The organism is Mycobacterium sp. TH-M106 (genome assembly GCF_057473765.1).
The window spans coordinates 1-3,265 of record NZ_JBYCLE010000428.1 but is presented as its reverse complement, the minus strand read 5'-3'; the positions used below and the strand labels follow the sequence as shown (position 1 = coordinate 3,265).

The 3,265-nt window shown below is 65.1% G+C and carries 2 protein-coding genes; both read left to right on the top strand.

Features of this window, described 5'->3' with window-relative positions:
• The first annotated feature begins 113 nt into the window (after nt 1-113).
• The gene (locus AC2VOP_RS15175; RefSeq protein WP_486961748.1) at nt 114-830 is read left to right on the top strand and encodes a thioesterase II family protein; all 717 of its coding nucleotides are present in this window, start codon (nt 114-116) and stop codon (nt 828-830) included.
• 214 nt (nt 831-1,044) lie between these two features.
• The gene (locus tag AC2VOP_RS15170) at nt 1,045-2,841 is read left to right on the top strand and encodes an AMP-binding protein (RefSeq protein WP_486961747.1); all 1,797 of its coding nucleotides are present in this window, start codon (nt 1,045-1,047) and stop codon (nt 2,839-2,841) included.
• The last annotated feature ends 424 nt before the right edge of the window (nt 2,842-3,265 follow it).

The following is a 3,265-nucleotide window of genomic DNA, read 5'->3' as shown; positions in this document are numbered from 1 at the left end:
GGCGGCGACCCGCTGCGCCCGGCTTCGCCGCGCTGGCGATCGCCGCTGGGCAGGTGGCGGCGACCCGCTGCGCCCGGCTTCGCCGCGCTGGCGATCGCCGCTAAGGTGGCCGGGTGGCCGAGCGCAAGCTGAAGCTCTACATCTTTCCGCACGCCGGTGGATCGCCGCGGGATTACACAGCCTTCGCCAACGCGTTCTCGAGCGGTGTCAAACGCATCGCGGTGCAATACCCGGGTCGGGGCGGCAGCCACGACCTCGGTGCCTTCACCGGCATCCCCGAGCTTGCCGACCGGGTATGCAAGCAACTGGCACTGTCGGACCAGTCCGACGGGCGGGTGGCGTTCTTCGGTCACAGCATGGGTGCCCTGTTGGCGTTCGAGGTCGCCCTCAGGTTCGAGGAGGCGGGAAACCCGATCGGCGCCCTGTTCGTCTCCGCGTCGGCCGCGCCGGGCCGCGTCGGGTACGAGCACATCCCGGAATCCGACCGTGGCCTGCTCGAAGCCGTCAGCGAGATGACCGGGGTCAATCCTGAGTTCTTGAAGAACGAGGAATTCGCAGCCAAGATCCTGCCCACCCTGCGCGGGTTGAAGGCCATCGCGAATTACCAATGTCCACCCGATGCGACGCTATCCTGCCCGATTTTCGCATACTTCGGCGACAGCGACGAAGTCGCCACCGATGAGAAGGTGGCACCGTGGTCGGAGCGAACGACGTCGCAGTTCACCGCCCGGATGTTCGCCGGCCACCACTTTTATCTCAACGACCACCTTGGGGAACTCGTGGGCGATGTCGAGGAGAAGATCTCGGCATGGTGTCGCCAGCCACAGTGACCTGGGCTTGCACCCATCCGCTCAGTCGAATTTGCGGGAAAACTGCGCAAACCCACCTTTCAACCGCGCCTAGAGCCCTATGCTGCAGGCAACGGTGAGGGGGTCCAGGGTGCTTTCGGATTCCGGTCGGTGGGGTTCCCGTGGTAGCCTGCCGCGGGGAGGCATTACCCGGGCCGTCGAGATCGGGCCGGGTTTTTTACGCTGAGTTCAAGGTATGGGGAGGGAGGTTTCGGTGTCGACGGTCGTATCTTCCATACCGGCTGCGCTCGCCGAACGTGTCCGGCAAAGGCCGGAGGGGGCTGCGTATACATTCATCGACTACGAGGTCGACCCCAACGGATACTCCGAGACCCTGACGTGGTCTCAGATCCACCAGCGCGCGCAGGTCGTCGCCCGGGAGGTCGCATCCTGCGGGTCACCGGGCGACCGGGTCGCGATCATCGCTCCGCAAGGCCTGGACTACATCGCCGGCTTCCTCGGTGCGATGACGGCCGGCTTGGTCGCGGTTCCGCTGTCCGCGCCGATGCTCGGCGCCCACGACGAGCGGATCTCCGCGGCCCTGCGGGACAGCTCGCCGGCGGCTATTTTGACGACGTCGGCGGTGGTCAACGACGTCGTCTCACTGGCGGGCGGACTGTCGAGCCCGCCGACCGTCATCGAGGTCGACGCGCTCGACCTGGACGCGCCGGTGGACTTCACCGACTCCCGCAGCGGCGCAACGCAGACCAAGACCGCCCTGCTGCAGTACACCTCCGGTTCGACCCGGGTGCCGACCGCGGTCGTGGTGTCGCACAAAAATATTTTCGCGAACGTCGAGCAGGTGGTGGCCGACTACTTTGCGGACAACGGCGGAGTTCCGCCGCGGGACATCACGTTGGTGTCGTGGCTGCCCTTCTACCACGACATGGGCCTGCTGCTCGGAGTCGTTGGCCCGGTCACGCTGGACCGCCCGGCGGTGCTGATGAGCCCGGTCGCCTTTCTGCAGAAGCCGGCCCGGTGGATGCAGCAACTGGCCGGCAACCCCCAGGTGTGTACCGCGGCGCCGAACTTTGCGTTCGAACTGGCTGCACGCCGCACCTCCGACGAGGACATGGCAGGGTTGGACCTGGGGAGTGTGCACACGATCCTCAGCGGCAGTGAGCGCATATACGCGACAACGATCAGACGTTTCACCGAGCGGTTCGCCCGTTTCAATCTGCCCGCCAACGCGGTTGCGCCGTCGTACGGGCTGGCCGAAGCGATGGTGTACGCGGGGTCGGCACCGCGGGCGCAGCGTCCCACGATCGTTCGTTTCGACTACGAGAAGCTGGCAGCCGGATATGCGAAGGCTTGCGAAAGCGAAGCCGGTTCCGAACTGGTCAGCGTCGGTGCCCCGCGTGCGTGCACGGTGCGGATCGTCGATCCGGAGACTCGTGCCGAGAATCCGGCCGGCAGGGTCGGGGAGATCTGGCTGCACGGCAACAACATCGCCTCCGGCTACTGGCGAAAGCCCCAACAATCGGAGCGCACCTTCGGCGGGCAGATCGTCGATCCCTCGCCAGGAACTCCGCGGGGGCCGTGGCTGCGAACCGGGGATCTGGGTGTCATCACCGACAACGAGTTCTACATCGTCGGTCGCATCAAGGACCTGCTGATCGTGGATGGACGCAACCACTACCCCGACGACATCGAGGCGACGATCCAAGAGATCACCGGGGGACGGACCGCGGCCATCGCAGTCCCCAACCACCATGGCGAACAATTGGTCGCGATCGCCGAGTTCAAGAAGAAGGGCAGCTCGGATCAAGAGTTGCTGAATCGGATTCCCGCGCTCAAGCAGAAAGTGACGTCGGCCATTGCGAAGGCGCACGGGGTCCGGGTGGCGGATCTGGTGCTGGTACCACCAGGCACCATCCCGATCACCACAAGTGGCAAGATCCGCCGCTCGGTATGCGCGGAGCATTATCAAGAGGGCGGATTCACCCGTCTGGACGCCGTGGCAGCTGTCGACGGGGCAGAGACGTTCAGGTAGCGACGCTCACGGGAGCCTTGGGAGCTTCGGGAGCGTTGGGTGCCTCGGTAGCCCCACATAACCTGGGTTGTGCTGGGAGAACCGGCACCTAACGGCGTCAGCCTTGAAGGTTCCTACAGGGCAGCTTGTTACGATCATCGAGTTCAAAGAAAAACGCAGCTCGGGCAGGGAGGTTCCGGACAGGTTGGCACCGTGACACGTCAGGGGAGTGGCGTCGCTGATTTCAAAGTCGCACCACCCGCGGTTGGCGGCCCACCTGGACGCTCGGCCGGACCGCACCCGATCAGCGCCAGCGACCGCAGACGCTTCCGCACGACGTCCATGGATGATGATGAGTTGCTGCGGCGTCTTTCGGAGAGGTTGGGTTGATGGTTGGTCGGGGGGTGGTTGTTGAGGCGTTGCGCAGGATTGATGAGTTGACTGC

What these genes read in the sequence shown, in the direction of transcription:
- AC2VOP_RS15170 (WP_486961747.1), top strand. Translation starts at nt 1,045, where the DNA reads ATGGGGAGGGAGGTTTCGGTGTCGACGGTCGTATCTTCCATACCGGCT.